The organism is Rouxiella sp. T17 (assembly GCF_036663475.1).
Taxonomy (GTDB): Bacteria; Pseudomonadota; Gammaproteobacteria; order Enterobacterales; family Enterobacteriaceae; genus Rouxiella.
This window is the reverse complement of sequence record NZ_JAWUEA010000001.1, coordinates 15,534-36,466: the sequence shown is the minus strand read 5'-3', so window position 1 is coordinate 36,466 and position 20,933 is coordinate 15,534. Positions and strand designations below refer to the sequence as shown.

At 53.3% G+C, this 20,933-nt stretch carries 26 protein-coding genes; 5 read left to right on the top strand and 21 right to left on the bottom strand.

All coding sequences use genetic code 11. The annotated features are described in order from the left end of the window. From SC206_RS00200 to fkpA, 9 genes are all read right to left on the bottom strand, one after another. Positions 1–140 (bottom strand): GTP-binding protein (locus tag SC206_RS00200; RefSeq protein WP_230050329.1); only part of this gene is annotated, 140 nt, incomplete at its 3' end. Between the two features lie 70 nt (positions 141–210). Beyond that, positions 211–2,325 carry an elongation factor G gene (gene fusA / locus SC206_RS00195; RefSeq protein ID WP_332732960.1) on the bottom strand — a complete coding sequence of 705 codons (2,115 nt, stop codon included), beginning with the start codon at positions 2,323–2,325 and terminating at the stop codon, positions 211–213. Positions 2,326–2,421: 96 nt separating this feature from the next. Continuing rightward, positions 2,422–2,892: a 30S ribosomal protein S7 gene (rpsG, locus tag SC206_RS00190; protein ID WP_009638962.1), complete on the bottom strand. Its 471-nt coding sequence runs from the start codon at positions 2,890–2,892 to the stop codon at positions 2,422–2,424. A 96-nt stretch (positions 2,893–2,988) separates the two neighbouring features. Further along, positions 2,989–3,363: a 30S ribosomal protein S12 gene (rpsL, locus tag SC206_RS00185; RefSeq protein WP_013573668.1), complete on the bottom strand. Its 375-nt coding sequence runs from the start codon at positions 3,361–3,363 to the stop codon at positions 2,989–2,991. Positions 3,364–3,505: 142 nt separating this feature from the next. Next, positions 3,506–3,793: a sulfurtransferase complex subunit TusB gene (gene tusB / locus SC206_RS00180; RefSeq protein WP_332732954.1), complete on the bottom strand. Its 288-nt coding sequence runs from the start codon at positions 3,791–3,793 to the stop codon at positions 3,506–3,508. Between the two features lie 12 nt (positions 3,794–3,805). Further along, positions 3,806–4,198: a sulfurtransferase complex subunit TusC gene (gene tusC, locus SC206_RS00175; RefSeq protein WP_332732952.1), complete on the bottom strand. Its 393-nt coding sequence runs from the start codon at positions 4,196–4,198 to the stop codon at positions 3,806–3,808. Between the two features lie 20 nt (positions 4,199–4,218). Then, positions 4,219–4,623, bottom strand: a complete 405-nt coding sequence (gene tusD / locus SC206_RS00170) for a sulfurtransferase complex subunit TusD (protein WP_332732950.1) — start codon at positions 4,621–4,623, stop codon at positions 4,219–4,221. 2 nt (positions 4,624–4,625) lie between these two features. After that, positions 4,626–5,342, bottom strand: a complete 717-nt coding sequence (locus tag SC206_RS00165) for a helix-turn-helix transcriptional regulator (RefSeq protein WP_332732949.1) — start codon at positions 5,340–5,342, stop codon at positions 4,626–4,628. A gap of 273 nt (positions 5,343–5,615) precedes the next feature. After that, the gene (gene fkpA / locus SC206_RS00160) at positions 5,616–6,467 is read right to left on the bottom strand and encodes an FKBP-type peptidyl-prolyl cis-trans isomerase (protein WP_332732947.1); all 852 of its coding nucleotides are present in this window, start codon (positions 6,465–6,467) and stop codon (positions 5,616–5,618) included. 262 nt (positions 6,468–6,729) lie between these two features. Between fkpA and SC206_RS00155 the strand changes: the two genes are divergently transcribed. After that, positions 6,730–6,948 carry a protein SlyX gene (locus SC206_RS00155; protein WP_045048629.1) on the top strand — a complete coding sequence of 73 codons (219 nt, stop codon included), beginning with the start codon at positions 6,730–6,732 and terminating at the stop codon, positions 6,946–6,948. A 74-nt stretch (positions 6,949–7,022) separates the two neighbouring features. Here the strand turns inward: SC206_RS00155 and SC206_RS00150 are convergent, their stop codons facing one another. The 6 genes from SC206_RS00150 to kefG all read right to left on the bottom strand — a co-directional run bounded on the left by SC206_RS00150 (position 7,023) and on the right by kefG (position 11,202). Continuing rightward, entirely contained in the window at positions 7,023–7,304 is a 282-nt protein-coding gene (locus tag SC206_RS00150; RefSeq protein ID WP_332732944.1) for a helix-turn-helix domain-containing protein, read from the bottom strand. Beyond that, the gene (locus tag SC206_RS00145) at positions 7,301–7,615 is read right to left on the bottom strand and encodes a type II toxin-antitoxin system RelE/ParE family toxin (RefSeq protein ID WP_332732942.1); all 315 of its coding nucleotides are present in this window, start codon (positions 7,613–7,615) and stop codon (positions 7,301–7,303) included. The genes SC206_RS00150 and SC206_RS00145 overlap by 4 nt, the downstream gene beginning before the upstream one ends. A 215-nt stretch (positions 7,616–7,830) precedes the next feature. Then, on the bottom strand, positions 7,831–8,379 hold the full coding sequence (gene slyD, locus SC206_RS00140) for a peptidylprolyl isomerase (RefSeq protein WP_332732940.1): 549 nt from the start codon (positions 8,377–8,379) through the stop codon (positions 7,831–7,833). A 148-nt stretch (positions 8,380–8,527) separates the two neighbouring features. Beyond that, positions 8,528–8,731, bottom strand: a complete 204-nt coding sequence (locus tag SC206_RS00135; protein ID WP_332732938.1) for a YheV family putative zinc ribbon protein — start codon at positions 8,729–8,731, stop codon at positions 8,528–8,530. A 108-nt stretch (positions 8,732–8,839) separates the two neighbouring features. Further along, complete coding sequence (gene kefB, locus SC206_RS00130; protein ID WP_442975972.1) at positions 8,840–10,687, bottom strand: glutathione-regulated potassium-efflux system protein KefB; 1,848 nt, start codon at positions 10,685–10,687, stop codon at positions 8,840–8,842. Further along, on the bottom strand, positions 10,651–11,202 hold the full coding sequence (kefG, locus tag SC206_RS00125; protein ID WP_332732936.1) for a glutathione-regulated potassium-efflux system ancillary protein KefG: 552 nt from the start codon (positions 11,200–11,202) through the stop codon (positions 10,651–10,653). Before kefG ends, kefB begins: the two co-directional genes overlap by 37 nt. Before the next feature lie 138 nt (positions 11,203–11,340). Here kefG and SC206_RS00120 point away from each other — a divergent pair, with 138 nt between their 5' ends. Beyond that, on the top strand, positions 11,341–13,254 hold the full coding sequence (locus tag SC206_RS00120; RefSeq protein ID WP_332732935.1) for an ABC transporter ATP-binding protein: 1,914 nt from the start codon (positions 11,341–11,343) through the stop codon (positions 13,252–13,254). A gap of 113 nt (positions 13,255–13,367) precedes the next feature. Here SC206_RS00120 and tauD read toward each other — a convergent pair whose 3' ends face one another. The 5 genes from tauD to SC206_RS00095 form a co-directional block, all read right to left on the bottom strand. Next, positions 13,368–14,219, bottom strand: a complete 852-nt coding sequence (tauD, locus tag SC206_RS00115; protein ID WP_332732934.1) for a taurine dioxygenase — start codon at positions 14,217–14,219, stop codon at positions 13,368–13,370. After that, positions 14,216–15,091, bottom strand: coding sequence for a taurine ABC transporter permease TauC (gene tauC / locus SC206_RS00110; protein WP_332732933.1), 876 nt, complete (start codon positions 15,089–15,091; stop codon positions 14,216–14,218). The genes tauD and tauC overlap by 4 nt, the downstream gene beginning before the upstream one ends. Next, positions 15,088–15,855 carry a taurine ABC transporter ATP-binding subunit gene (gene tauB / locus SC206_RS00105; RefSeq protein WP_332732931.1) on the bottom strand — a complete coding sequence of 256 codons (768 nt, stop codon included), beginning with the start codon at positions 15,853–15,855 and terminating at the stop codon, positions 15,088–15,090. Before tauB ends, tauC begins: the two co-directional genes overlap by 4 nt. A gap of 10 nt (positions 15,856–15,865) precedes the next feature. Further along, positions 15,866–16,855 (bottom strand): taurine ABC transporter substrate-binding protein, encoded by a 990-nt coding sequence (gene tauA, locus SC206_RS00100; RefSeq protein WP_332732929.1) that lies wholly within the window; start codon positions 16,853–16,855, stop codon positions 15,866–15,868. A 268-nt stretch (positions 16,856–17,123) separates the two neighbouring features. After that, positions 17,124–17,726, bottom strand: a complete 603-nt coding sequence (locus SC206_RS00095; RefSeq protein ID WP_332732927.1) for a LysE family translocator — start codon at positions 17,724–17,726, stop codon at positions 17,124–17,126. 60 nt (positions 17,727–17,786) lie between these two features. Here SC206_RS00095 and SC206_RS00090 point away from each other — a divergent pair, with 60 nt between their 5' ends. The 3 genes from SC206_RS00090 (at position 17,787) to SC206_RS00080 (ending at position 20,146) form a co-directional block, all read left to right on the top strand. Then, complete coding sequence (locus SC206_RS00090; RefSeq protein ID WP_332732925.1) at positions 17,787–18,890, top strand: hydrolase; 1,104 nt, start codon at positions 17,787–17,789, stop codon at positions 18,888–18,890. Then, on the top strand, positions 18,874–19,122 hold the full coding sequence (locus SC206_RS00085; protein WP_332732923.1) for a YheU family protein: 249 nt from the start codon (positions 18,874–18,876) through the stop codon (positions 19,120–19,122). The genes SC206_RS00090 and SC206_RS00085 overlap by 17 nt, the downstream gene beginning before the upstream one ends. 154 nt (positions 19,123–19,276) lie before the next feature. Continuing rightward, positions 19,277–20,146: a phosphoribulokinase gene (locus tag SC206_RS00080; RefSeq protein WP_332732921.1), complete on the top strand. Its 870-nt coding sequence runs from the start codon at positions 19,277–19,279 to the stop codon at positions 20,144–20,146. Between the two features lie 89 nt (positions 20,147–20,235). Here SC206_RS00080 and SC206_RS00075 read toward each other — a convergent pair whose 3' ends face one another. Continuing rightward, entirely contained in the window at positions 20,236–20,646 is a 411-nt protein-coding gene (locus tag SC206_RS00075) for an OsmC family protein (protein WP_332732919.1), read from the bottom strand. Positions 20,647–20,933 lie beyond the last annotated feature (287 nt).

The following is a 20,933-nucleotide window of genomic DNA, read 5'->3' as shown; positions in this document are numbered from 1 at the left end:
AATGCGCGTGCAGAACCGCCGTAGGTTTTAGCCAGTACGGTGGTGATAGCAGCAGTCAGGGTAGTTTTACCGTGGTCGACGTGGCCGATAGTACCAACGTTGACGTGCGGTTTGGAACGTTCAAATTTTTCTTTAGACACGGATATATTCCTTACTATTGTGCTCTCCCCTCAAGGAGAGAGCACGGGATCATTGTGTTAAAACCTAGGCTTATTTACCGCGAGCTTCGATTACAGCCTGGGCAACGTTGCTTGGCGCGTCATCATACTTCAGGAATTCCATGGAGTAAGATGCACGACCTTTGGTCAGTGAACGCAGCTGAGTCGCATAACCGAACATTTCGGAAAGCGGAACTTCAGCGTGAATCACAACGCCAGTAGCGTTAGATTCTTGGCCTTTCAGCATACCACGACGGCGGCTAAGGTCACCGATCACGTCACCAGTGTTCTCTTCTGGAGTTTCTACTTCAACCTTCATGATCGGCTCAAGCAGAACTGGTTTCGCTTTCTTAAAGCCATCTTTAAAGGCGATGGAAGCGGCCAGTTTAAACGCCAGCTCAGAGGAGTCAACGTCGTGGTAAGAACCGAAGTGCAGACGCACACCGAGATCTACTACTGGGTAACCAGCCAACGGACCTGCTTTAAGCTGCTCCTGAATGCCCTTGTCAATCGCGCCGATGAATTCACCAGGAATCACACCGCCTTTGATTTCGTTGACAAACTCGTAGCCTTTAGGGTTAACACCCGGCTCAAGTGGGTACATGTCGATCACAACGTGACCGTACTGACCACGACCACCAGACTGCTTGGCGTGCTTACCTTCAACGTCGGTAACTTTGGCGCGAATCGCTTCACGGTAAGCTACCTGCGGCTTACCAACGTTAGCTTCAACGTTGAATTCGCGACGCATACGGTCAACCAGGATGTCCAGGTGAAGTTCACCCATACCTGCGATGATAGTCTGACCAGATTCTTCATCAGTCCATACGCGGAATGATGGGTCTTCTTTAGCCAAACGACCCAGAGCCAGACCCATTTTTTCTTGGTCAGCTTTGGTTTTTGGTTCTACAGCTACGGAGATTACCGGCTCTGGGAATTCCATACGCTCAAGAATGATCACGTTATCCGGATCACACAGGGTATCGCCCGTAGTCACGTCTTTCAGACCGATTGCTGCAGCGATATCGCCTGCACGGACTTCTTTGATTTCTTCACGCTTGTTAGCGTGCATCTGAACGATACGGCCCAGACGTTCGCGCTGAGATTTCACTGGGTTAAATACAGTGTCACCTGAGTTGACGAGACCGGAATAAACACGGAAGAACGTCAAGTTACCCACGAATGGGTCAGTTGCGATTTTGAACGCCAGAGCAGAGAACGGCTCTTTGTCGTCAGAGTGGCGAACTGCCGGAGTGTCTTTACCGTCATCCAACATACCGTTGATTGCTTCAACGTCGGTTGGTGCTGGCAGATACTCGACAACCGCATCCAGCATTGCCTGTACGCCTTTGTTTTTAAACGCAGAACCACAGGTAACCAGAATAACTTCGTTGTTCAGAACGCGCTTACGCAGAGAAGTTTTGATCTCTTCTTCGGTCAGCTCTTCGCCACCAAAGAATTTCTCCATCAGCTCGTCAGAACCTTCAGCAGCGGCTTCAATCAGTTTCTGACGCCATTCTTCAGCCAGTTCTTGCATGTCAGCCGGGATCTCTTCGTATTCGAAGGTCACGCCCTGATCAGCTTCGTTCCAGTTGATAGCTTTCATTTTCACCAGGTCAACGATACCGGTGAATTTCTCTTCTGCGCCGATAGCCAGCTGCAGAGGAACTGGAGTTGCGCCCAGACGTTTTTCGATCTGGTCTACAACTTTCAGGAAGTTAGCACCCATGCGGTCCATTTTGTTAACGAACGCGATGCGTGGAACTTTATATTTGTTAGCTTGACGCCATACGGTTTCAGACTGTGGCTGAACGCCGCCAACAGCACAGTAAACCATTACCGCACCATCAAGAACACGCATAGAACGCTCAACTTCGATGGTGAAGTCAACGTGTCCCGGGGTGTCGATGATGTTGATGTGGTGTGGTTCGAACTGCTTGGCCATACCAGACCAGAAACAGGTAGTCGCAGCAGACGTGATGGTGATACCACGTTCCTGCTCCTGCTCCATCCAGTCCATGGTTGCTGCGCCGTCATGAACTTCACCGATTTTGTGGTTTACACCGGTGTAGAACAGAACACGTTCGGTCGTCGTCGTTTTACCGGCGTCGATGTGAGCGCTGATACCAATGTTACGGTAACGCTCAATGGGTGTTTTACGAGCCATTTGATTCCTCTATTCCTAGGGCGTTCAGTTTCAGTTAATCCAAGCGGGTTAACTGTTTCCAGCGCCCGCTTGGTTAGCATAACTACTGCGTGGTGATTACCAGCGGTAGTGGGCGAACGCCTTGTTGGCTTCAGCCATACGGTGAACGTCTTCACGTTTCTTAACAGCAGTACCTTTGTTGTCTGCTGCATCAGAAAGTTCGTTCGCCAGGCGAAGAGCCATGGATTTATCACCGCGTTTACGAGCAGCTTCTACGATCCAACGCATTGCCAGGGCATTACGACGAACCGGACGTACTTCAACTGGAACCTGATAAGTAGAACCACCTACGCGGCGGGACTTAACTTCGACGGTCGGACGGACGTTGTCCAGAGCGACTTCGAAAGCTTCCAGGCTGTCTTTACCGCTACGTTGAGCCAGGGTCTCAAGTGCGTTGTAGACGATTGCTTCTGCAGTAGATTTCTTACCATCTACCATCAGAATGTTTACGAATTTAGCCAGCAGTTCGGACCCGAACTTAGGATCTGGCAGGATTTTACGTTGACCAATGACGCGACGACGTGGCATGGAAATACTCCGTTGTTAATTCAGGATTGTCCAAAACTCTATGAGTTTATTTTGACAGTAATGTGAAAATGTTTGGCCTTACTTAACGGAGAACCATTAAGACTTCGGCTTTTTAACGCCGTATTTAGAACGAGACTGCTTACGGTCTTTAACGCCTGAACAGTCCAGTGCGCCGCGGACGGTGTGGTAACGCACACCTGGCAAGTCTTTTACACGACCGCCACGGATCAGGATCACGGAGTGTTCCTGCAGGTTATGACCTTCACCGCCGATGTAGGAGGTAACTTCAAAACCGTTAGTCAAACGCACACGGCATACTTTACGCAGTGCGGAGTTTGGTTTTTTTGGAGTGGTGGTGTACACACGGGTACAAACGCCACGTTTCTGCGGGCAAGCTTCCAGCGCTGGAACGTTGCTTTTAGCAACCTTCGTAGAGCGTGGTTTGCGTACCAGCTGATTAATTGTTGCCATTAAAAAGCTCCTGGATTTTGATTCGTAAACTACTTTGTAAACACGTGATAAATCGACCCACAATCGGCAGATGCCAATATGGGACGCAGAATTTTATTGCTGACCTACGAAAGTGTCAAGAAATATACAACATTTCGCGAAATCACCACGCGATGTGCTGACGATGCTTTTCGGTCAGATCGACGAAACCAGTATAACCGATTGGCGTCAATTTGTGTGAAATTTGACCAATCAATCCTCTAGCTTCGAGATCGTCGAGCAGGACATACACCGGGCACGTCAGACTGGATATATGGGACTGCGCCACGCTATTTTCAAGGGCCGCGATAACACCGTCCTGCATGAGCAGCAGGGCATCACTTTCGCCGATAAGTCGAATAAGTGCCGCCAAATCACACTGTTGGGGGGATTTTGCAAGGGTAAAAAGCATGGTTTTATCCGATCAGAATGTCATTATCACGTCGTAGGTGGCGAGCCGTTGACGGAGATTATCGGGCTGCAAAACCTCGACATCAAGCACCCAATCGTCAATTTCTGCCAGCCCGCGTTCGCTTGCCGACGCCGCGCAGAGGAAGCACTGATCGATGTCATAAAGTGGCAAAACGCCGTAGGTTGCGATGTAATTACGGGCTAAAATTTTTTCGGGCTGCTGGTTCGAAAGCAGCTGTAAAACGCCATCGCCCACAAAAAACAGGCCGATCTGCTCAGTTAACGCCGAGGTTGCCAGTAGCGCATCGAGTCCTTCCCTTCCCGCCGAGGTGCCGTGTGGTGCAGTAGAAAACACAAAGGCGACCTTCTTTTCTGCGGGCGATTTTTCGCTTGAATCGAGATTCATGGTCTGTCTATTCTCAACGCTTAAAACTGTATCAGCCGATCGCAGGTCAGCGCGGCTTCTGCCAGACTGCCTAAACCGGTCAGTGAAAAACCGGCCTGCAAATTGGCCGATAAGTTGGCCGATAAGTTGGCCTGATTCTCGGCTTCATTTTCATCCATCACGCCACGCCGCAACGCGGCCGCCACGCAAACATTCAACGCTACCTGATGCGAAGTTGCCACCTGTTGCCAGGCGCGCACCAGATCAAACTCGTCCGACGCGGGCGAAACGAGCTGATTGCCGTTCAGCACGCCTTCACGATAAAAGAAAATGCTCTCGAGTTGATGACCGCGCGCCAGCAGTGCCAAGGCAAACTGATAGGCGGCGCTGGCCTGCTGGGTGCCATAAGGCGCACCCGTAACCAAAAGACTGTATCGCAACGTCAACGCTAGTTCCCCACCGGTTCGCCGCTTTTAAACTGGCGGATATAAAGATAAACCGTATGTTTGGAGATGTTCAGACGATCGGCGACCTGATTAATCGCATCTTTGATGTCGAAAATACCTTTCTCGTACAGGTTAAGCACCACCTGACGATTCTTGGCATTATTGGTGACATTACGATCGGCATTAACTTCTTCGATAGTAAATTCAAGCGTTTGTGCCACGAGGTCATCCACAGAAGACGCAAAGTTGACGGAAGGCGACACGTCCTGCGCTTCTGGCGGAATAAACGTTTGCATGATCTGCGAGAAAGGCACGTCGAGGTTCATGTTGATACACAGCAAACCGATCACCCGCTGGTCACGGTTGCGGATGGCAATCGTCACCGACTTCATCAACACGCCGCTTTTCGCACGGGTAAAATAGGCTTTCGAGACATTGCTGTCGGCGCCCGTCATGTCGTGCAGCATGCGCAGCGCCAGATCGGTAATAGGCGAACCTATCTTGCGGCCGGTGTGTTCCCCATTGGCGATACGAATAGCCGAGCATTTCAGATCTTCCAGAGAATGCAGAACTATTTCGCAGTGTTGACCAATCAGCATGGCCAAACCGTCGACAACTGCCTCATACGAGGCCAGGATTTCATGGTCGGTTGCACTAAACGGACGTTGGTCCAGCAAATCCAGCTCACCGGTTTCGCCATTTAAAAGCGAATTAGACATTGAAGCTACCACCCTCTACATCGGGACCTTACTCATCATCTGGAGTAAGACTCTCCGTTCGGTCATTTCAGCAGGCCCCACTGCAACAACGCAGCAGTGAAAAGGTCCCTACGATTTCTCAAGTCCCTTGACGTTAAGCCCGAGCGTAAGTGCCGTCAAGTTATCATGATAGAGTACCCCCAGTAAAAATGGGGTGGAAGCATTTAAAAAGCTTCAGGCAAAAAAAAACCGCCACCTAAGTGACGGTTTTCGCGCAGTAAAAGTCAGAACTAATTATTCTGATTTTGCCGCAGCAGCAGGTGCAGCCGGTTTGGTCGCATCTTTGGCATCGGCTTTAGGCGCGGCCTTGATATCCAGCAGTTCTACTTCGAAGACCAGAGTAGAGTTGGCAGGAATACCCGGGACGCCGGTTTTACCGTAAGCCAGAGCCGGTGGGATGACCAGCTTGATTTTGCCGCCTTTCTTGATGTGTTTCAGGCCTTCGGTCCAGCCTGGGATAACACCGTCAAGACGGAAAGAAAGTGGCTCACCGCGGGTATAAGAGTTGTCGAACTCGGTGCCGTCAACCAGCGTACCCTTGTAGTTTACAACTACCGTGTCGCTGTCTTTAGGTGCCGCGCCGGTACCTGGTTTTTCAACCTGATACAGCAGGCCGGATTCGGTTTTCTTCACGCCTTTTTCTTTGGCGAAGTTAGCGCTGTAGGTTGCGCCCTTCTCTTCGTTGGCTTTGGCGTCAGCTTCCATTTTCTGCTGGGCTGAGGCTTTTACGCGACCTTCGAAGGTTTGCAGCGTTTTCTCGATATCTGCGTCAGACAGTTTGCTCTTGTTGGCAAACGCATCCTGAACACCGGCGATCAGCTGGTCTTTATCCAGTTTGATGCCCAGTTTTTCTTGTTCTTTCAGTGAATTGTCCATGTAACGGCCAAGTGAAGCACCCAGCGCGTAAGCAGCCTGCTCGTCGTCATTTTTGAATTGTGCAGGGGTGGTGGCCGCAGGTGCTGAAGCCGCTGGCGCAGCTGCAGTAGAATCAGTCGCTTTTGCAGCATCGGCTGCCATGGCCTGAGTTGCACCCAGGGCAAGAGCCATCGTGGTAGCCAACAGCGTTACTTTAAACAGTGATTTCATCCATTTCTCCAAGACTTGAGGCTCGTGCCCCAAGTAACAATTACGAAAGTTCGCCGGTTAATATAACTGTCCGTGTCGATGCATGACAATCGCTATACTTCCCGAACGCGCTTAATTGAGACCTTTTTTGCTTCAATAAGTTTCTGAAGATCTCACAAAACGGCCAACGCCGAGTTTTTTCAAATTAATGCGCGTAGAATATGGCGCAAATTCTGTCGCACTGACAGACAATCCTCATCAAGCGGCACTAAAGGCACCTATTATGGAACAGAATTCCTTCGAACAGCGGATTGAAGCGCTGGAAAGCAAGCTGGCTTTTCAGGAAGTGACTATTGAAGAGTTGAATCAGATAGTGACCTCGCATCAGCTTGAAATGAGCCGTCTGCACGATCACCTGCGCCTGCTGACCGACCGCCTGCGCGCCTCGCAGCCTTCTATGATAGCCGACGCCTCGGAAGAGACACCGCCTCCGCACTACTGATTTACCTGGCATAAAAAAAGGCGACCCGAGGTCGCCTTTCTTGTTGATAAAGTTTGTTAATAGAGCGAATTTGGCTAATAAAGCGGAATCTCAGGCCTTTCAATGCCACAAGCTTTGGCATAACGATAAAGCGTATCGATTGAGGCGCGAAGAACATTTTTTTCCATTTTATGCACGGTCGGCGGCTTTATCCCCATGCGGGTAGCCACCTCGGCGCTCGTGAGATTTTCTTTACTGCGCCATTGGGCCAGCACCGCACGCAGGTGTTCTTTACGCTCTTCTTCTTCATACGCAGCGCGATACTCGGGCTCACGCATCCATTTCTCATGCATTTCACTATGAGTTACTAATTTCATAATGTGATTTCCTCCAATCTTGCCCACGCCAAATCAATCTCGGCTCTAGAGATTTTCTGAGATTTTTTAATAAAAATCCTCAACATGATAATCCGATTAGCCTTTTTATAAATCCATAAAGCTCTCGCAATATCATTGCCTTGCGTTCTCAGTTCAAAGAGCCCGTTGCCTAAAGGTTTGGTGTCGGGTTCTCTCAGTAATCTCGGATCCTGTTCAAGCTTTTTTACCAATTTGTCATATTTAGCCCTAATAGCGATAGGCAGTTCATTCGCTTCCTGCTCAGCCTTAGGATGATAAAAAACGGTAAACATGACTTACTCCATTAAAGATTAGCCTACAAGCTAATTAGCCACAATTTTAAATTAGCCTACAGGCTAATTTAAACGTTAACTTGCAGATAACGCTCTTTAAAAGAGAAGGGATAAATTTTGAAGGTAGAGAATCGCGGTTGAAGGAGATAGCTTATTTACCTGGCATAAAAAAAGGCGACCCGAGGTCGCCTTTCTTGTTATCGGTAAATGCCCGATTAGTGGCTGCAGCCGCAGCCGCCGGTACCGCAACCACCCTGACCGTGGTCATGGTCGTGGTCGTGTCCGTGGTCATGACCGTGCTCGCCGTGAACGTGGCCGTGAGCCAGCTCTTCTTCGGTCGCTTCGCGGATAGCAACAACTTCAACGTGGAAGTTCAGGTTCTGACCCGCCAGCATGTGGTTGCCGTCAACAACAACGTGGTCGCCGTCAACTTCAGTAATTTCTACTGGAACTGGACCCTGATCGGTGTCGGCCAGAAAACGCATGCCAACTTCCAGCTCGTCAACGCCCATGAACACGTCTTTAGGAACGCGCTGCACCAGGTTTTCGTCATAGTTACCATAAGCTTCGTTAGCGCCTACGTGAACGTCGAAACGATCGCCAACCGCATGGCCTTCCAGCGCGCTTTCCAGACCGGAAATCAGCGAGCCATGACCGTGCAGGTAGTCCAGTGGTGCAGTGACCGGTGACTCGTCAACCAGCACGCCGTCTTCAGTACGAACCTGATACGCAACGCTGACAACCACGTCTTTAGATACTTTCATGATAACTCCTACCGTTTGAAATCTGTAATTTCGACAAATACTGTATCTTGGCAAAGATCGTGTTTGACGAATACTGTAATTTGGCGAAGATTGTAGCGGAAAACCGCGCCTCTGTACCCCTAAGCATAAAAAAAGCCGCGGGATAACGCTACTTCGGATCAAAGATTCCAATCACCTGTTCGTCACCGCGAACGTGTTTGGCGACCTGTTCGTCAGTTTGTCGCTTCTGGTGTCCGCATTTCACGCACTCCACCACTTCTACCTGATCTTCTTGCCATAACCTCAGCGTATCCAGTGCCTTACACTCTGGGCAAACTGCACCGGCGATAAAACGCTTACGGGTTGCTGCCATTTCCTGTCTCTCCCGAATCCCGCGGCGCGCCTATTTTTCGTGCCTCGCCGTAGGGGATTCTTTACAAAAAATATTCGGAAACTTCTGTCGTTTTGGCCGCCGACGTCGTTATTGATCGTCGTCCCAGCCGTCCTGCTGACGTCGTTCTTTGTGCATCTCGCTCTGGAAAACGTCTTCCAGCTCGCGACGCGCCTCTTTGACACGAGAAATCTGCGCCACATCGCCCTGCACCTGCGGCACCAGCTCGCGCAGCATGCGCATGTCCAGACGACGGAAATGCTGCTGGGCGCGATAGGCGCTGTGCGGATGCATTCCCAGCGTCACCAGCGCCTTCTTGCCCAACTCCAGCGCGCTTGAGAATGTCTCACGCGAGAAGTGCTGAACGCCCGCCTGCAACAGTTCGTGCGCCTCTACGCGGCCTCGCGCTCGGGCAAGAATATTGAGGTGTGGAAAGTTTTCCTGACAAAGCCGGACAATCTGTAAGGTATCTTCCGGTTCATTGCAGGTGATTACAATCGATTTTGCCTTTTCCGCGCCCGCTGCGCGCAGTAATTCGAGCCGTGTCGCATCGCCGTAATAAACCTGATAACCAAAGCTGCGCATCAACCCTACTGCGCTGATATCACGCTCAAGCACCGTAATACGCATTTTGTTGGCCATCAGCAAACGCCCGACCACCTGCCCAAATCGCCCGAATCCGACAATAATGACCTGCGGCTCGTTATCTTCGACAAAATGTTTTTCGTCGCTCTCTTCCTGAGCGTTATAGCGACGCACCAGAATTCTGTCGACGTATTTCAGCAACAGTGGCGTGGTCATCATCGAAAGTGTGACCACCACCAGCAGCAGCGACAGCTGACTCTGCGAAATCACCTTTTGCGCGCCCGCCGCCGAGAACAGCACGAAGGCAAATTCGCCGCCCTGACTGAGCACGGCGGCAAACTGCAATCTCACCGAGGTGCGCAAACCAAACACTCTGGCGAGCAGGTAAAGCACGCCGCCTTTGACCATCACCAAAATAATCACGCTGAGCAGCACCAGCAGAATATGGGTATAAAGCACCCCAAGATTCAACGCCATGCCCACAGAAATAAAGAACAGGCCGAGCAAGAGTCCCTTAAATGGCTCGATAGCGATTTCCAATTCGTGCTGATATTCGCTTTCCGCCAGCAAAATTCCGGCGATAAAGGTGCCGAGCGCCATCGAGAAACCCAGCTCCTGCATGAATAACGCCGCGCCAAGCACCACCAAAAGCGCCGCAGCGGTAAAGACTTCACGCACGCCCGAGGCGACAATCAGCCGGAAAATCGGCCGCAGCAGGTAGCGTCCGCCGACCAGCATGCCGACAAACGCCAGCACTTTCATGCCAATCATGCTCCAGTCGTTGCCGCCCGACGAGGTTCCGGCTAGCACGGGAATCAGCGCCAGTGCGGGGATCACCGCGATATCCTGAAACAGCAGCACCGCAAAGCCCAGCTGACCGCCTTCGTTGCGGGTCATGCCTTTGTCCTGCATCAGCTGGAGCGCCATTGCGGTCGACGACATCGCCAAACCAATTCCGCCGATGACCGCCGCCTGCCACGAGAAATGGGTTAGCCACAGCAGGCCGCCCAGCACCAGCGCAGTAAGGATCACCTGACCCGCTCCGACGCCAAATATCTGGCGCCGCAGCTGCCACAGCTTGCCCGGATTCAGTTCCAGGCCAATGATAAACATCAGAAACACGACGCCAAGCTCGGAAAAGTGCAGGATCTCGTCGACGTCGCGGATCACGCCAAATCCCCACGGACCCATGGCGATCCCGGCCAGCAAATAGCCTAAAACCGCGCCAATGCCCAAACGCTGGGCTATCGGCACCGCCACGACGGCGGCAAAAAGAAACAGCAGAATGGCTGTCGGTAAGTTCGAGCTGTCGATAGTTAGATTCCTCCGTGCGGTAAGGGGGATTGCAGCCATTCGCCGTAAGCTTCGGCGTGGCTGGCCAGCGTGGCGGGCGACTGGCGGCGCGCCCAGTAAATGATAATCGGCGTCATCCAGTGCATGCCGCACATCGCGGCGGTCAGCTCAAACGGGCGCATCACGTCACTCATTTTATAGCCGTTGTAGCCGCCTGCGCGGTAAGCGCCTTCCGGTTCGCCGGTGGTCACTACGGAACGCCAATATTTTCCCTGTAGCGCCGTGCCGTCGACGCCGCTGGCAAAACCGCGCGCCAGCACTCTATCCATCCACTCTTTGAGCAGCGCCGGACAGCTGTAGGTATATAAAGGATACTGAAAAACAATCACCTGATGCTCACGCAGCAGCTGCTGTTCATGCTCGATATCGATAAAAAAATCGGGATAATGCGCGTATAAATCGTGGACGGTCACATGCTCAAGCTCTCTGGCCCGCGTGAGGAGAACGCGATTGGCCACCGAATCGGGTGATTCGGGATGGGCGTACAGCAGCAAAACCTTGGGTGGCTGCGACATCAATACCTCCAAAGCGTCGTCAGGGTGCAAAAATTCCGCTACCATGCTCCGCAAATACAAAATGGGACGTTTAGTACGTCTTGTTTAACTCAGTATGATGACAGTCAATTTAACATACTCTCAACTACACGGCGCTTTATGATAGTTTTCTCATCGTTACAAATCAGGCGTGGCACCAATGTCCTGCTTGACAATGCATCTGCCACTATCAACCCGGGTCAAAAAGTCGGGCTGGTGGGTAAAAACGGCTGTGGCAAATCGACCCTGATTTCACTGTTGAAAAACGAAATGAGCGCCGATGCGGGCAACCTGACGTTTCCGGCAAACTGGGCGCTGGCCTGGGTGAATCAGGAAACGCCGGCGCTCGACGTGCCTGCCATTGAGTATGTTATCGACGGCGACCGCGAATTCCGCCAGCTCGAAGCCGAATTACAGCTCGCCAACGAGCGCGACGACGGCCACGCGATTGCCTCGCTGCACGGCAAACTTGACGCCATTCAGGCGTGGACTATTCCTGCGCGCGCTGCCAGCCTGCTTTCCGGATTGGGTTTCAGTCAGAATCAGCTGCAACAGCCGGTTAAATCCTTCTCGGGCGGCTGGCGTATGCGCCTTAACCTCGCGCAGGCGCTGATTCTGCGCTCTGATTTGTTGCTGCTCGACGAACCGACCAACCACCTGGATCTCGACGCGGTTATCTGGCTGGAAAAATGGCTGAAAAGCTACGACGGCACGCTGGTACTGATTTCCCACGACCGCGATTTCCTCGATCCGATCGTCGACAAAATTTTGCACATCGAACAGCAGACGCTGAACGAATACACCGGCAACTACTCCTCTTTCGAACGGCAGCGCGCCACTAAGCTCGCACAGCAACAATCGCTATTCGAAAATCAGCAGGAAAAAGTCGCGCACCTGAAAAGTTATATTGACCGATTCCGCGCGCAGGCGACCAAGGCCAAGCAGGCGCAGAGCCGCATCAAGATGCTCGAACGCATGGAGCTGATTGCGCCCGCGCACGTCGATAATCCATTCCAGTTTAGTTTCCGCTCGCCTGAAAGCTTGCCGGACCCGCTGCTGCGGATGGAAAAAGTCAGCGCCGGTTATAACGACAACGTGATTCTGGATTCCATCAAGCTGAATCTGGTGCCGGGCTCGCGCATCGGGCTGTTAGGCCGTAACGGCGCGGGTAAATCGACGCTGATTAAACTGCTGGCGGGCACCATGCCGCCGCTGAAGGGCGATATCGGGCTGGCAAAAGGCGTCAAGCTGGGTTACTTCGCCCAGCATCAGCTGGAGTTTTTGGTGGCCGAAGATTCGCCGTTGCAGCATCTGGTGCGTCTGGCCGACAAGCAAACCGAGCAGCAATTACGCGACTATTTAGGCGGTTTCGGTTTTCAGGGCGATAAGGTTACCGAAAAAACCGAACGTTTCTCCGGTGGCGAAAAAGCGCGTCTGGTTTTAGCGCTGATCGTCTGGCAACGCCCTAACCTGCTGCTGCTCGATGAACCGACCAACCACCTGGATCTCGACATGCGTCAGGCGCTCACCGAAGCGCTGATCGATTTCGAAGGCGCAATGGTCGTGGTTTCGCATGACCGTCACCTGTTGCGTTCGACAACCGATGACCTTTATTTAGTTCACGCGGGCAAGGTTGAGCAGTTCGATGGCGATCTTGAAGATTACCAACAGTGGCTGGTAGATATTCAACGCCAGGAAAATCAGCAGGATGCGCCGGATAAAGACGCCAGCGGCAACAGCGCGCAGTCACGTAAAGATCAGAAACGTCGCGAAGCCGATTTCCGCAACCAGACTCAGCCGCTGCGCAAGCAGATTACGGCGTGGGAAAAGCAGATGGAAAAACTGAGCAGCGAGCTGGCCGACGTTGAAGCCAAGCTGGCCGATTCGGCGATTTACGACAACAGCCGTAAAGCCGATTTGACGGCCTGTTTGCAACAGCAAATAAAAGTCAAAGGCGCGCTGGAAGAGGTCGAAATGAGCTGGCTCGACGCGCAGGAACAGCTCGAGCAGCTGGCGCAAGAGTTTAACGCCTAGCGTGTTTTAACTGACTTTTAAAATAGTTAAAGCCGGGTGGCGCATTCAACGCCACCCGTTTTCGACGCAAACTGTTTCTTTAACTCGCTGACTTTTCTAATTAGCTGATTTGTCTAATTCGCTGAATAGAAAGGCTTATCGCCCAGAATCGTCGCGCGATGCATGATGCGGCGCTGCGGCAGATAGTCGGCGTTGGCGTAATGCTGCGTCACGCGGTTGTCCCACAGCGCAATATCATTCTCCTGCCAGCGCCAACGCACCTGAAACTCCGGTTTGGTGATGTGACGGAACAGGAAATCGAGAATAGCGGCACTCTCCTTCTCCTCCAGTCCAACAATCCTCGTCGTGAAACCTTCGTTAACGAACAGCGCCTGCTTGCCAGAGACCGGATGCGTGCGAATCACCGGATGCAGCAGCGGCGGATTCTTCTCTTTTCCCTTCAACCACTGCGCGTGCTCTTCCGGCGTTTTACGGTATTTATATTCCTGGAATGATTTAGTGAAATCATGCTCCGCCTGCAAACCCGCCAGCAGCTGTTTGAACGGCGCTGATAATGCTTCGTAAGCCGCGATGCCGCTGGCCCACAGCGTATCGCCGCCCGTCGTCGGCAGCTTTTTCGCCGCCAGAATCGCCCCCAGCGGCGGCGTCTCGATAAAGGTCACGTCGGTGTGCCAGTTGTCATTGTCCGGCGGATTATTGTCGTCCGTGTCGAGAATAATGATTTCCTGCGCTTCCGGCGTCTGCGGATAAACCGGGTGAATATGCAGATCGCCGAATCTTGCCGCTAACGCGCGCTGTTGAACCGGCGTCACCGGTTGATTACGGGCAAACAACACCTGATATTTCAGCAGCGCGTGATACAGCTGCTCAAACTGGGCGTCGGAAAGCGGGCGGCTCAGCGTGACATCCTCCACCAGCGCGCCAATGTAAGGGCCCAGCGGGGTAATTTTCAGACGTTCGTTCATTGTTGTTCTCCGTGCCAAGGGGTAAGTTTGCGCTGTAGGTAACGCAGGCCCAATTCAAGCGCACAGGCGATCAGCGCAATAACGCTAATGCCAGCGATAACTACGTCAGTCGCCAGAAACTCGCCCGCCGACTGCACCATAAATCCTAAACCTCGGGTCGCGGCAATTAGCTCGGCGGCCACCAGCGTTGACCAGCCAACGCCTAATCCGATGCGCACGCCGGTCAAAATTTCGGGCAGCGCGCCGGGTAAAATCACGTATCGCAGCACCTGCCAGCGGCTGGCACCCAGCGCCTGCGCTGCGCGGATTCTCACTTTCGATGCGCTGCGCACGCCCGCAAGAGCCGACATCGCCACCGGCGCGAAAATCGCTAAATAGATCAGTAAAATCTTTGAGGTTTCGCCGATGCCAAACCAAATCACCATCAGCGGCAGATAGGCCAGCGGCGGCACGGGGCGATAAAGCTCGATCAGCGGGTCCAGAATGCCGCGCAGCGTTTCGTTAAGGCCCATTGCAATACCGACCGGCACGCCGATAATCACGGCGGCAAGCAGCGCTATCACAATACGCGCCAAACTCGCCTGCAAATGCTGCCATAACGTGGCGTCCATAAAGCCCTGCGGACTGGCGATGGTGATCAGCTGATGCAGCACCTGCTGCGGCGCGGGCAGAAACAGCGGCGGGATCCAGTTCATCGCCGTGACGGCCCACCAAATAACCAACAGCGTCAGCAGCGTGCCCATGCTCAATCGCACGTTGCGCGGCAGCAGCCAACTTTTGCGGGTCGGTTTGCCGTGCGAAAGGGCCGGCTTGTCGTGCGAAAGGGTCAGCTTGTCGTGCAAATTAGTTTTTAATGCCGGTTCAGCGCTCATAGCTGACCTCCTCGCTGCTGAAATACCTGACTCAGCACGTATTCGCGCTGGCGGATAAACTCAGGATCAGATTTGATGCTGCGGCAAGATTCGCCGTCGGCGTAGCGTTTGCCAAAGCTCAGCGGGATGCGTTCGAGCACTCTGCCCGGCCCCGGCGACAGCAGTAACAGCTCGCTGGCGAGAAAAATCGCCTCTTCAATGTCGTGCGTAATCAGGAAAATCTGCTTGCCAGTGTCGCGCCAAATAGTCAGCAGCAGCTCCTGCATTTGCTCGCGGGTGAAAGCGTCCAGCGCGCCGAAAGGCTCGTCGAGCAGCAGCAGGCGCGGATCCGCAGCCAGCGCGCGCGCAATCCCGACCCGTTGACGCATTCCGCCCGACAGCTGCCAAAGATTATGCCGCTCGTAGCCGGTCAGCCCGACCTTGGCGAGCATCCGCTCCGCCGTTTGCTGACGTTGGCGTTTATCGACGCCCGCCAGCTGTAAACCAAATTCAACGTTGCTCAGGACATCGCGCCACGGCAGCAGGCCTTCGTGCTGAAATACCACGCCGCGTTCGGCACCCGGCCCGTTAACCGGCGCGCCGTCGAGCTCGATGGAACCGCCGCTCGGCGAGGTAAAACCGGCAATCAGGTTGAGCAGCGTGGTTTTGCCACAGCCCGACGGGCCGAGCACCACCACCAGTTCACCGGCATCGATTTGCAGCGAGATATCGTGCAACACCGGATTGCCCTGATATTCGGCAGAAAGCTGCGAGACCTGAAGCATGGCGTCCTCCTTAAGATTGCGGGCTGGCCTGCACGGCTTTGACGAATTTGTCGGTGACAAAGCTGCTGTAGTCATTATCGACCTGCGGCACTTTCCCCTGCTCTTTCAAGAAGCTGGCGGTATCTTTAATCGCCTTGTTCACCGGCTGACCCAATTGGCTGACCTGTTCGGCGACCGGCAGATAGCGGTTACCTTTAACCAGCCCCGCAATTTGATCGTCCGGCACGCCGCTGAGGCGCGACAGCGTATTCAGGTTAGAAGCGTCTTTCAGCCACTGATCCGGATTTTGCAGGTACGCCTTTTGCGCCGAAAGCGCGCTGCGAGCAAAGGCGGTCACGATTTCCGGATGCGCCTGCGCGAAATCTTTACGCACCACCCACACGTCGAGCGTTGGCGAGCCCCATTTGCCGACCTGCGAAGAGTCGGTCAACACCTTGCCGGTTTTCTCCAGCTCGTTCACCGCCGGTGCCCAAACGTAGGCACCATCAATGTCGCCGCGCGCCCACGCCGCCGCGATGGCCGGTGGTTGCAGGTTAACGATGGTCACTTTCTTCGGATCAATTCCCCAATGTTTGAGCGCCGACAGCAGGCTGTAATGCGTGGTTGAAATAAACGGCACGGCGATGCGTTTGCCAATCAAGTCTTGCGGACCATTAATGCTTTTCTTCACCACCAGCGCTTCGGAACTGCCCAGCTCGGAGGCCAGCAGGAAAGCTTCGATCGGCAGCTTCTGGCTCGCAGCGACCGCCAACGGGCTCGAACCGATATTACCGATTTGCACATCACCCGACGCCAACGCGCGCAGCACGCTGGAGCCGCTGTCGAATTTGCGCCAGTCAACTTTTGCACCCGATGCTTTGGCAAAGGTGTTTTCAGCCTGCGCGACTTTGGCCGGTTCCGCCGAGGTTTGGTAGGCGACAGTGACATCCACCGCGTGCGCGCTGAGGGCGGTCAGTGACAACAGCAGCGCTGCGCCGCGTAAGAGGGATCGATTGGCCATGAGTTAATGCTCCACAAAAAGGGTGAACGCGACAGAGGGTTTTTGTCCTGTTAATGAGGAATTTTTAGCTGAGCCGAGGCCGCATTAAAAGTAATTATAAATTCCTGTTAATAACTAAAAGGAATATATGGAGGGAATGATGATTTTCGATGAGAGAAGAAACGAAAACGGCCACCTTTTCAGATGGCCGTTTTTAGGCTGACAAACGCAAATTAGATTTTCAAAAGCCGTTTTCGAAAGCCGTAAACGATGACCAAATCACGCTAAATCAACGCCAGATTAAAAGCACGCAGGCGGCAGTCAGAAGGCCCATCGCGATATTAAAGGTGTACCACGCGCGACGGCTGCTCAGCAGGCGACCAATCACCGTGCCAAAACCTAGCCAAATAATCCCTGACACCAGATTGACGATAAATACGCCCAAACTGATCGCCGCGATAGAATGATTATACTGCGCGCCGGCAAGGCTGAAACTGGCAACCGCGCCCAGCCCCATCAACCAGGCTTTCGGATTCAAAAACTGCAATAACCAGCCCTGATACAGGCGAATCGGCTTGGCCTGCTTGGCGTCGGTCTCCAGCGTTTCATAGGCCGAGGTAGCAATTTTCCACGCCAGCCACAGCAGATAGAGGCTGCCGAGCACCTTGAGAATCGTGTGCAACGCCGGATAAAGCAGGATCAACCCGCCGACGCCAAACGCCACTAGCAGGACGATACTTTGCATCCCGAGCATAATGCCGAGCATCAACCACAGCGATCGCATAAAACCAAAATTCGCGCCGGAGGTGGTTAACAGCATATTATTAGGTCCTGGCGTGATCGCCGCGACCCATAGAAAACCAAGCATCGAAAGAAATAAACCAAGTTCCATTTAAACAGCGACTCCCTACCCCAATAATTGTGCAATTAGCTGAGAAACTATCAGTGTGGTATGGGGAGCACAAGCTTCTCCGAGGAGATTTTTCTGCGCAATCTGTCTGAAACTGATCGTTCTGAAAATGCCGCGTCTAAAAATCATCAGTCTGAAAATTTTTATCCTTTACGGGGCGCGAGCAATCCGCATCTGCAAACGCTGCTGCCACGGCTGGTGAGACGGCGCGTCAAGCTGCGGCCAATCTGGCAACGGCTGGATTTGCCCGACGGCGATTTTGTCGATTTGGCCTGGAGTGAAGATCCCCAGTTTGCGCGACACAAACCGCGCATGGTGCTATTTCACGGGCTTGAAGGCAGCTTTACCAGCCCGTATGCGCACGGGCTTTTGCAGGCGTGGCGCGATAAAGGCGGCCTTGGCGTAGTGATGCATTTTCGCGGTTGCAGCGGCGAACCCAATCGGCTGCGGCGCATTTACCACTCTGGCGAAACCGAAGACGCGCGCTTTTTCCTTAACTGGCTGACGCAAACTTATGGCGAAGCGCCGACCGCCGCGGTCGGATTTTCGCTGGGCGGCAATATGCTGGCCTGTTATCTCGGGCAGGAAGGTGAAAATTGTCGTTTGCAGGCGGCGGTGATTGTCTCGGCGCCTTTGATGCTCGAACCCTGCGCGCTGCGCCTTGAGCAAGGTTCGTCACGGATTTATCAGCGCTATCTGCTGGACCAGCTCAAAAGTAACGCGCGCCGCAAGTTGTTGAAATATCCCGATACGCTGCCCGTCACGCTGCAAGAGCTTGATGCAATGCGCTACCTGCGTGAATTCGATGACGCCATCACTTCGAAAGCTCACGGCTTTCAAAACGCGCTAGACTATTATCGACGCTGTAGCGGATTGCCGCTGCTACCGAAGGTCAAAGTGCCGTTGCTGATTATTCACGCCAAAGACGACCCTTTCATGACTGACGCGGTGATCCCCGACCCACGTGACCTGCCGCCTGAGGTAGAATATCAGCTGACCGAACGCGGCGGGCACGTCGGATTTGTCGGCGGCAGCTGGCGTCATCCGCAGATGTGGCTGGAAACACGCATTCCCGACTGGCTGGCTCCGCGCCTGCTGGCCGAATCAACGATTGAGAAAAATAGACACCATGATCATTCCTTATAAAGAATTGCCACCCGAAACCCTCGACAGTGTCATCGAAGCCTTTGTGCTGCGCGAAGGCACCGATTACGGCGAGCAGGAAAGAACGCTGGAGCAAAAGGTGGAAGACGTGCGCCGCCAGCTTAAAAGCGGCGACATCGTGCTGGTGTGGTCGGAGTTGCACGAAACGCTCAATATCATGCCGCGCGGCCAGTTTCGCGCCGGCGATGAAGAACGCGATGACTATATTCCATAACCCAACGGCGTAGTTCCTTAACCCAAAGGCGTGGTTCCATAACTAAATAGCAAGCTTAAGCAGCCAAACGCGACGCGGAGATCTCCTGTCACTTAGCGCATAGATATGGTAACAATAAGCTTAATTATGCGCGAACCGCAGGAGTCCGACACCGATGTCAGCTAAACACCCCGTTATCGCCGTCACTGGCTCGAGCGGCGCTGGAACGACCACCACCAGCCTGGCTTTTCGCAAGATATTTCAACAGCAGGGCCTGCACGCCGCCCAGCTTGAAGGCGATAGCTTTCACCACTTTACGCGCCCCGAAATGGACGCGGCAATCCGCAAGGCGCGCGATTTAGGCCGTCATATCAGCTACTTTGGTCCCGAGGCCAATGACTTCACGCTGCTGGAACAAAGCTTTATCGAATACGGCAAGACCGGCTCCGGCCGCTCGCGCAAGTATCTGCATACTTATGACGAAGCCGTGCCCTACAATCAGGTGCCCGGCACCTTCACGCCGTGGCAGGCGCTGCCCGAACCGACCGATATTCTGTTTTACGAAGGCCTGCACGGCGGCGTGGTGACGAATCAGGTCGACGTCGCCAAACACGTCGATTTGCTGGTGGGCGTGGTGCCTATCGTCAACCTTGAATGGATCCAAAAACTGGTACGCGACACCGGCGAGCGCGGTCACTCCCGCGAGGCGGTGATGGATTCCGTCGTCAGGTCAATGGATGACTACATCAGCTACATCACGCCGCAGTTTTCCCGCACGCACATCAACTTCCAGCGCGTACCGACCATCGATACTTCGAATCCTTTCGCCGCGAAAGCCATTCCGTCGCTGGATGAAAGCTTCGTGGTGATCCATTTTCAGGGACTGGATCAGATCGATTTCCCATATTTGCTGGCGATGCTGCAAGGTTCGTTTATCTCGCACATCAACACGCTGGTGGTGCCGGGCGGCAAGATGGGGCTGGCGATGGAGCTGATCATGGGTCCGCTGGTGCAGCGTTTGATGGAAGGCAAGAAAATCGAATAATGCTGAAAAACGCCGCCGCAAAAGGTTTTGAGGCGGCGCGTCGTTCTAAAAGTCGATTCAATAAACGCTGAAAAGCGCCTGAATTTCGATTAACTTTCTGAATCGATCACTTCAAAGCTGTGCGTAATGGTTGCCGCTTTGCCCAGCATCAGCGAAACCGAGCAGTATTTCTCCGCCGACAGGCTAACCGCGCGCTCGACAACCTTGTCCGTCAGGTCTTTTCCGGTGACGATAAAGTGCAGATTAATGGTCGTAAACAGGCGCGGCGCTTCTTCGCGGCGTTCGGAAGTCAGCTTGACCTCGCAGCCTACGATGTCGTTACGGCCTTTCTGTAAAATAGAAACTACGTCGATGGCGCTGCATCCGCCCGCCGACATCAACAGCATTTCCATCGGGCTTGGGGATTTATCGCCCGCGTTGCCGTCCATGATTATCTGGTGGCCCGACGACGATTCACCCAGAAATGTTAAACCTTCGACCCACTTTACTCGTGCCTGCATTGGTTTCTCTCCTGCCACAATTTTTAAAACAGACTACCCTTTAGCCCTGAAACTGGCAATGTAACTCGATCCGCATCATGCTGAAGCGAGACAACACAAGACACGTCTGCAAACCTGTGCTACAAACAAAGCCGAAAGAAACTTTCCAACAAGTTGCGGTCAGGTTTTTTAGGTGTTAACAGGATAACCTTGGTGATAAGGGCAAATTACCGCTTAAATCACTCTACCTGCCGCTTGCAGCATTGCTGGTCAGTTCATATGCTAAAAGAGCGCGAAGTAAAAAATCG

Coding starts and splice junctions, on each gene's coding strand:
- SC206_RS00085 (WP_332732923.1), top strand. CDS start 18,874: ATGATCATTCCTTATAAAGAATTGCCACCCGAAACCCTCGACAGTGTC.
- SC206_RS00080 (WP_332732921.1), top strand. CDS start 19,277: ATGTCAGCTAAACACCCCGTTATCGCCGTCACTGGCTCGAGCGGCGCT.
- SC206_RS00135 (WP_332732938.1), bottom strand. CDS start 8,731: ATGGCAGCAACCCGTAAGCGTTTTATCGCCGGTGCAGTTTGCCCAGAG.
- SC206_RS00145 (WP_332732942.1), bottom strand. CDS start 7,615: ATGTTTACCGTTTTTTATCATCCTAAGGCTGAGCAGGAAGCGAATGAA.
- kefB (WP_442975972.1), bottom strand. CDS start 10,687: ATGGCTGCAATCCCCCTTACCGCACGGAGGAATCTAACTATCGACAGC.
- kefG (WP_332732936.1), bottom strand. CDS start 11,202: ATGTCGCAGCCACCCAAGGTTTTGCTGCTGTACGCCCATCCCGAATCA.
- tauA (WP_332732929.1), bottom strand. CDS start 16,855: ATGGCCAATCGATCCCTCTTACGCGGCGCAGCGCTGCTGTTGTCACTG.
- tauD (WP_332732934.1), bottom strand. CDS start 14,219: ATGAACGAACGTCTGAAAATTACCCCGCTGGGCCCTTACATTGGCGCG.
- SC206_RS00090 (WP_332732925.1), top strand. CDS start 17,787: ATGGGGAGCACAAGCTTCTCCGAGGAGATTTTTCTGCGCAATCTGTCT.
- tusC (WP_332732952.1), bottom strand. CDS start 4,198: ATGAATCTCGATTCAAGCGAAAAATCGCCCGCAGAAAAGAAGGTCGCC.
- rpsL (WP_013573668.1), bottom strand. CDS start 3,363: ATGGCAACAATTAATCAGCTGGTACGCAAACCACGCTCTACGAAGGTT.
- SC206_RS00155 (WP_045048629.1), top strand. CDS start 6,730: ATGGAACAGAATTCCTTCGAACAGCGGATTGAAGCGCTGGAAAGCAAG.
- rpsG (WP_009638962.1), bottom strand. CDS start 2,892: ATGCCACGTCGTCGCGTCATTGGTCAACGTAAAATCCTGCCAGATCCT.
- fusA (WP_332732960.1), bottom strand. CDS start 2,325: ATGGCTCGTAAAACACCCATTGAGCGTTACCGTAACATTGGTATCAGC.
- SC206_RS00120 (WP_332732935.1), top strand. CDS start 11,341: ATGATAGTTTTCTCATCGTTACAAATCAGGCGTGGCACCAATGTCCTG.
- tusB (WP_332732954.1), bottom strand. CDS start 3,793: ATGCTTTTTACCCTTGCAAAATCCCCCCAACAGTGTGATTTGGCGGCA.
- tauC (WP_332732933.1), bottom strand. CDS start 15,091: ATGAGCGCTGAACCGGCATTAAAAACTAATTTGCACGACAAGCTGACC.
- SC206_RS00095 (WP_332732927.1), bottom strand. CDS start 17,726: ATGGAACTTGGTTTATTTCTTTCGATGCTTGGTTTTCTATGGGTCGCG.
- tauB (WP_332732931.1), bottom strand. CDS start 15,855: ATGCTTCAGGTCTCGCAGCTTTCTGCCGAATATCAGGGCAATCCGGTG.
- fkpA (WP_332732947.1), bottom strand. CDS start 6,467: ATGAAATCACTGTTTAAAGTAACGCTGTTGGCTACCACGATGGCTCTT.
- slyD (WP_332732940.1), bottom strand. CDS start 8,379: ATGAAAGTATCTAAAGACGTGGTTGTCAGCGTTGCGTATCAGGTTCGT.
- SC206_RS00075 (WP_332732919.1), bottom strand. CDS start 20,646: ATGCAGGCACGAGTAAAGTGGGTCGAAGGTTTAACATTTCTGGGTGAA.
- SC206_RS00150 (WP_332732944.1), bottom strand. CDS start 7,304: ATGAAATTAGTAACTCATAGTGAAATGCATGAGAAATGGATGCGTGAG.
- SC206_RS00165 (WP_332732949.1), bottom strand. CDS start 5,342: ATGTCTAATTCGCTTTTAAATGGCGAAACCGGTGAGCTGGATTTGCTG.